The sequence below is a fragment of the Calditrichota bacterium genome, from assembly GCA_013151735.1.
GTDB lineage: Bacteria > Zhuqueibacterota > JdFR-76 > JdFR-76 > BMS3Abin05 > BMS3Abin05.
Window position 1 is genome coordinate 1 of record JAADHR010000052.1, and the last position, 6,986, is coordinate 6,986.

Annotated in this window: 4 protein-coding genes; 3 read left to right on the plus strand and 1 reads right to left on the minus strand. The window is 50.2% G+C overall.

What is annotated here, in order from left to right:
- Positions 1-259: 259 nt before the first annotated feature.
- Positions 260-2,044, minus strand: coding sequence for a T9SS type A sorting domain-containing protein (locus GXO76_03380; GenBank protein NOY76896.1), 1,785 nt, complete (start codon positions 2,042-2,044; stop codon positions 260-262).
- Between the two features lie 425 nt (positions 2,045-2,469).
- Here GXO76_03380 and GXO76_03385 point away from each other — a divergent pair, with 425 nt between their 5' ends.
- From GXO76_03385 to GXO76_03395, 3 genes are all read left to right on the plus strand, one after another.
- A complete protein-coding gene (locus GXO76_03385) occupies positions 2,470-3,714 on the plus strand; it encodes a dicarboxylate/amino acid:cation symporter (protein ID NOY76897.1) in 1,245 nt (414 codons plus the stop codon).
- 42 nt (positions 3,715-3,756) lie between these two features.
- The gene (locus tag GXO76_03390) at positions 3,757-4,551 is read left to right on the plus strand and encodes an alpha/beta fold hydrolase (protein ID NOY76898.1); all 795 of its coding nucleotides are present in this window, start codon (positions 3,757-3,759) and stop codon (positions 4,549-4,551) included.
- 75 nt (positions 4,552-4,626) lie between these two features.
- On the plus strand, positions 4,627-6,480 hold the full coding sequence (locus tag GXO76_03395) for an acyl-CoA synthetase (GenBank protein ID NOY76899.1): 1,854 nt from the start codon (positions 4,627-4,629) through the stop codon (positions 6,478-6,480).
- Positions 6,481-6,986 lie beyond the last annotated feature (506 nt).

Sequence of the window (6,986 nt, forward strand, 5' to 3'; positions counted from 1 at the left end):
TTAGGGAATTTGTTGGTTACCATTTTATAGAAACGTTCAACCGCTCCGCGGTTGGGATGATGAATACCTCGGCGAGTGAAAGAGCGCTCCCTTCGGCTCCGCTCAGGGAGCGCATTTCAACAGGCTCGGGAACCGTGCCCAACTACTTGACAACCGGGATTTCGCGGGAAGAAAAAGCAATGAGCCATTAGCTATGAGCTATCAGCTATCAGCCATGAGCTTCATTTTTGTTGAAGGATTGGAGCTACGACCTACTGAGTTACTTCAACAGCAAAAGCTTTTTCGTGGCTGTAAATTCTCCTGCCTGAATCCGGTAAAAATACACCCCGCTGGGCTGGTTGGCGGCATTCCACGACACCGAGTAGCTGCCTGCATCCCTCTCTCCATCTATCAACCGGTCAACCAATCGTCCCAGCGAATCGTAAATGGCCAGATGAACCCGTTCCCGAACGGGTAAATGAACCCGAATTACGGTTTCCGGATTAAACGGATTGGGATAATTTTGTTCCAACCGAATGGATCGCGGCAAAAGCGATGAATGCTGCTCCGAAATGCCCGTTCGTTTCACCCACTTAAAATCCCCCACTACGGGTAAATGATCCGAAGCAGTCGTAGCGTCGGCTGCTTGAAGTCCGGCAACGGCAAGAGAGTCCTGATTCATTTCGGGTGTAAAAAGGACAAACTGGTGCAAGGGTTTCAGAACACTGTCCGTGTAGATCATGTAATCCAATCGTCCGGGATTGTAGGAACTGTGGGGACTGTACCAGGTAAACGCCAGAGGCCAGTTGGTGTGCCGGGGATCCAAATCAGCCAGAGATGTTCCATCCCAATCCGGAGAAAAAGACGGCCCGTATGTGCTATGATTCACAATCTCACCCGTCAAAAAGGTCTGCAACTGCTGTGCTTGACCCACCAGATTCATATCCCCGACAATCAGAATGGGCGTGTCCGGGGTAAGCGTCAGTTCGCCTCCCTGGGATTTTGCATCCCGAATAAATGCCATAATGTGGTCAATCTCCCTCTGACGCTGTTCATCCTTTCCACAGCATGGCGGATGGGCCACAATGTAAAGCAGCTCTTTCTCCCCGGCCGAGCGCAAATCCAATAAAAAGGCCCCATTCCCGTCAAGTGGAAAGGTTTTCAGGATTGGGTAACGGCTAACCACCAAAACGTCGGGATCCACTTTCGAGGCGTACCACTGCTTTCCGTTGGGAAGCGGCAAAAAGGAGGATACCTGTTTTGCAACCTGGGAAGCAGAATGGTCATAAATTTCTTCAAAACCAATGATATCGGGGGCAATCGCCTTCAAAATACGGGAAAATGAGGAGGCACGGGTATCATCAAATGGTCCGTCGTGAAGAACATTGTACGCCATGGCACGGAATGTGGCCGATGGGGACCGCCGAATGGAAAGTACAGGCATAGCGGGCTGGGCATTCTCACCCCAAATGTATGTGACCACCGAACCCGGGGCGGGCAATTGATCTCCCCCCGCATCGCGGAATACGATACGGATGGTGTCAGAGGAGAATACCCTTTCACCCCCCACTTCCGACAGCCAATCCAGAGCCAATTCAAATCGATTCGAAGATACGGTGGGTGCGGTTACCAAACCAATATCATTATGAAAAATAGCCTGCTGTTGTCCATTGCGATTTAAAAAGCCGTTCCGTTGCCCAAAGTTCCACTGCAAGTCCGCACCGATGCCATTTATCTTTTCACCGGTGTTGGAATTGTTATCCGTATCGATGAAAAGTGAAATGTTATTATCATTTTGAAGGATAATTTCACGACCCATTTCCACCGAAAGAAAAAGGAAACGGTTGTCATTGCCTGCCCAGAGCCGGCCAAAATCAATGCCATCTGATCCCCCGTCCCCTCGGGCGTCCGTGTAAAGGGGCTGACGGGAATTCCAGTCCGAAAAACGACCGTCAATGACAACAGCCGTCGACTGAGAGAAGAGCTTCCCTACCGGGGAAAAAGTGGCAGCCAACAGAAAAATAACAAGAACCATCACATGCCAACATCGCCTAAAATTGTTCATCCGTTTTCTCCAAAGCTTTGTGTGTAATCTGTAACAGACCGATACTTCACTAAAAAACTTCCTTAGTGAATATAGTTTCCCGCCAGTCAAAAATCAACAAAAACGACTTCATCAGGAATCGATCCGGATGACTCGTTTCATTTTTTGCTTGCCATTTTAAATATAATTGATTAGTTTTTTTATGGAATTCATGGACCCAATGAGCATGACGAGCGATTCGAAAACGGTTTGTGTTTCCAACTTTCGTGATTATCTTGCCCGACACATCTGTTCTCGTTACAATTTCGCAGAAGTCAGGGAAACGCCTGTTATGCTAACGTTTTCTTAAAGAAAGCCGGATACATCAATTCGACAGAACCGTCTTTCACGGACACCCAATCAATCAGAAAATTACGGATTAGATTATCTTTAAGCGTCCCAAAACAATGGTACACACGCACAAAAAAACCTCTTTACTCACACAGCTTATTTTTCTTGGTCTTATTCTGGGTGCTCTGGCCGGTACGGTTTTTGGTGAAAGCATTCTACCGGTGGCGGCACCGCTGGCTGAAATTTTCCTCCGTCTTCTGCGAATGGCGATAATGCCGCTGGTGATTTTTTCCATCATTTCCGGCGTTGTAAGTGTGGGCAATGCGGCCGGATTGGGACGCCTCACGCTGAAAACATTCACCTATTACGTGATTAGCAGTCTGCTCGCCATTCTCACCGGACAGATTCTGGTGAACCTGTTCAAACCGGGCGTAGGCGCCCATATCGGGCTCGAACAGGCACCGGCCCACCTCGCGGCTGCCAATCAAAACATGGTTGAGCTGCTCATTCGCATTATCCCCGAAAACCCGTTTCAAGCCATGGCCCGCGGCGATGTTCTGCCCGTGATTTTCTTTTCTATTCTTTTCGGATTTTTCATTACCCAGCTTAAGGAGAACGACAAAAAACAGCTGGGGGGGCTTTTTCAGGCCGGTTTTGAAGCCATGATGAAACTCACCCTCTTTGTGGTCTGGAGCGCGCCATTGGGGGTGTTTGGCATCATTGCAAAAATTGTGGCAAAAACCGGCTTCGGGGCATTCAAATCCCTGGGATTTTACTTTGCCATCGTGCTTCTGGGACTGGCCATTCACGCCTTTGTCAATCTGCCGCTTCTGATGCTCGCTGTGGCCCGAGTCAATCCCTTCAAGCATTACAAAGGCATGCCTTCGGCCCTGCTGACGGCCTTTTCCACCTGCTCCACCATGGTCACGCTGCCCCTCACCATGGAGGCGGTCACAAAGAATTCCCGGGTTTCGGAAAAGGTAGCCAATTTTGTGCTGCCCATTGGGGCTACGGTTAATATGGACGGTACAGCCCTGTACGAAGGCGTGGCCACCATTTTTATCGCCCAGGTGTACGGATTTCAGCTCAGTTTCGGAGCACAATTGATGGTGGTGCTTACCGCACTTCTGGCCTCCATTGGCGCCGCCAGTGTGCCCATGAGCGGACTGGTTATGATGTCCATTATTTTGAAGGCCGTGGGGCTCCCGCTGGAGGGGGTGGGAATTATTCTGGCGGTCGATCGGATTCTGGACATGTTTCGCACGATGGTGAATGTGCTGAGCGACAGCGTGGGATCGGTGATTGTTGCCCGATTGGAGGGTGAGTCGCTTCATGGAATGGGAGAACCCATTAATCAATAAAATTTTGCGTATTAGGGAGCCTAAAGGGAAAGGAGACCAACCATGCCGTATTTTGATCTTGGAAATTTCAAGCTTTACTACGAATTAAGGGGAAAAGGAGAACCCGTTATTTTTTCGCACAGCCTCGTGTGTGATCTGGACATGTTTGAAGCACAGGCCAAAGCCCTTTCCGATACGTTTTTGACCGTGAATGTGGACACCCGCGGCCATGGGCGCTCCGGACTGGCACCTAACGAGAACTGGACCCTGGAAGATATGGCCGAAGATTTTGTACCGCTTCTGAACCATCTCAAGCTGGGAAAAGTCCACTGGGTAGGCCTGTCGATGGGCGGCATGCTGGGACTCCGGCTGGCGCTGGCGCATCCGGATCGGGTTGCCTCTCTTGTGCTGATGGACACCTCCGGCCAGGCCGAACCGCCTCAGATGCACGGCATGTATATTCAAATGGCCAATCTCGTGCGGGCCGGCCAAATCGACAAAATCATGGACAATCTTCTGGGACTTTTCTTTTCGTCGTCCACACGGGAAAATCAGCCGGAACTGGTGACCCGCTGGCAGGAGAAATTCCTGCACATTCCGGTTGAGGGCGTGTACCGGGCCGCACTCGCTGTATTTAATCGAACGGATTTATCCAACCGTCTGAAGGACATCAGCGTACCCACACTGGTTGTTCGCGGAGAAGAAGACATGGCACGTCTGCCTGCAGAAAGCGATTTCCTGGTGCATTCCATTCCGAACGCGCGGCTGGAAGTGATCCCCCGGGCAGCCCACCTCTCGGCACTGGAACAGCCGGAAACAGCCACAAAACTTATTCGGGATTTTATTGGATCTATTTAATAATCAAGGATTTGCCATAAGATTAAAAGATACAAAAATTCGTACAATTAACGCTATTAGGCAGGAGGAAAAAACATGATTATTCGGAATTTACGGGACATTGAGGCCATCGAAAAGACACCCATCGAAAAAAACATCACCGCAAAAAATACCTATGAAATGATTCTGCAGGGTGCCCGGGGAAGCGAGACCAAAACTGCGCTCACATTTTTTCTGACCGGAAAAGACTACGAAAAACCGACTCACATCACGTACCAGCAATTGGTAGGACGCATTCACCAAACGGCCAATATGTTGCGGGATTTCGGCATCGGGCCAAATGACGTCGTCACAATTTTGCTGCCCAACATTCCGCATACCCATTTCGTTATCTGGGGCGGTGAAGCAGCCGGCATAATTAATCCCATTAATCCCATGCTGGAAGCACCGGCCATCAAAAACATCATGAATGCGGCCAAAACTAAAGTGCTGGTCGCTCTGGGGCCGGTTCCCGGAACGGACATCTGGCAGAAAGTGGAGAGCATCCGCAAGGACATCCCCACACTGAAAACGATTATTCAGGTGATGGGCCCCGGCGACGAAGCGAATGGCATCTACAATTACGACGCAATTATCGACAAATACAATCCGATGAAACTGGACAGCGGACGGCAGATCGGGCCGGATGACATTGCAGCCTATTTCCACACAGGCGGCACCACCGGGACCCCAAAATTGGCCAAACACACCCATTTTATGGAAGTCCACGATGCGTGGGCAATTACCATTGTAGCGGATGCAACACCCCATGACGTGTTCATGTGCGGTCTGCCCCTTTTCCACGTGAACGGGGTAATTATTACGGGATTGGCTCCGTTCTCCAAAGGGGCCACCGTTCTTCTGCCCAGTGCTGCCGGCTACCGCGACACCGATTTCATGATGAATTTCTTTAAAATTGTGGAGAAGTACAAGGTCACCTTTTTTAGTGCGGTTCCAACGGTGTATTCTGCGCTGCTGCAGATTCCAATGGGCGAAGCCGACGTCAGTTCTCTCAAATATGCCATCTGTGGTGCGGCTCCCATGCCCGTCGAAACCTTCACCGCTTTCGAAAAGAAAACCGGCATCAAAATTCTGGAAGGCTACGGTCTGACGGAAGGCACCTGCGCCAGCTCCGTGAATCCCAAGGACGGTGAGCGCCGGGTAGGATCGATCGGCATTCGTTTTCCGTACCAGCCCATGAAAACAGTCATTCTGGATGAAAACGGCCAGTACGTCCGAGACTGCCAGCCTGACGAGCAGGGAATTATTGTCATCAAAGGCCCCAACGTGTTTCCGGGATACGTGCAGGAAGAACACAATCAGGGTATCTGGGTGCAGCCCGGCTGGTTTAACACCGGGGACATCGGCCGCGAGGACAAGGATGGCTATTTCTGGATTACCGGACGCGCCAAGGATCTAATTATTCGCGGCGGACACAATATCGATCCGGCCATGATTGAAGAACCGCTTTACCGGCACCCGGCAGTGGCATTGGCTGCAGCGGTAGGAAAACCAGACGCCTATGCAGGGGAGGTCCCTGTGTTGTACGTTACATTGAAAAAGGGTGCCCAGGCTACCGAAGAAGAGATCCTCGCTTATGCAAAGGAACAGATTGTAGAGCGCGCCGCTATCCCCAAACAGGTGTTCATTTTGCCGGAGATCCCGGTCACGCCGGTGGGTAAGATTTTCAAACCCGCCCTCCGCTGGGATGCGGCCAGACGGGCCTTCGAAGAAGCGCTCGCTGATCTGAAAAACACCGTTGCTTCTTTAAAAATCGAAGTCGGGCCACATCCGATTCACGGCACGATAGCTAAAATTACCGTTTCCGGTGATCAACAAGAAGCGGTTGAGCAGCAGATCCACGATTTGCTGAAGGATTTCACCATCCGGTACGACATTGTGTGGGAATAAAAATAATAACCTTGCGAAGGTTCCCAACCTTCGCAAGGTTTCTTCCCTCAACGAGCGGAACAAAATAACTTTTATGAAGAACCGCCCCTTTGGCAAAGGCATCGAATAAAAACCGTAGTAGGGAGCCGTATCAAAAGTCCTTTTTTTAGGAAAAAATGAGTATTTGTCATTGCGAGAAGTGAAGAATGAGCGACGAAGCAATCTCATAATAGATCCTAAATAATGGGATTGCACGCCAAAGGCGCATTTTCAATTTCGTCCACCTCAGGCGCACTCGCAATGACATGTCTCAGAAGAATGAGTAGCCGCAGGCTTCATGCCTGCGGTTTGGGGAAAATCAAAAAGACCTTTTGAAGATTTAGACCCGTTGTAAGGATATCTACAAAAATTAGAATAAGGAGCAATCCATGAAAATACGACAAATCATCGGAATGGCCGTTTTGTTTTTCCTGTTGACTGCCCCTGTTGGAGCCGAACCGACCAATCCGGTCGCCAATCCGGAGGCC

Bases quoted from the DNA above. Each gene is read 5' to 3' on its own strand.
- GXO76_03380 (NOY76896.1), bottom strand. From the start codon at position 2,044: ATGAACAATTTTAGGCGATGTTGGCATGTGATGGTTCTTGTTATTTTT.
- GXO76_03385 (NOY76897.1), top strand. From the start codon at position 2,470: ATGGTACACACGCACAAAAAAACCTCTTTACTCACACAGCTTATTTTT.
- GXO76_03390 (NOY76898.1), top strand. From the start codon at position 3,757: ATGCCGTATTTTGATCTTGGAAATTTCAAGCTTTACTACGAATTAAGG.
- GXO76_03395 (NOY76899.1), top strand. From the start codon at position 4,627: ATGATTATTCGGAATTTACGGGACATTGAGGCCATCGAAAAGACACCC.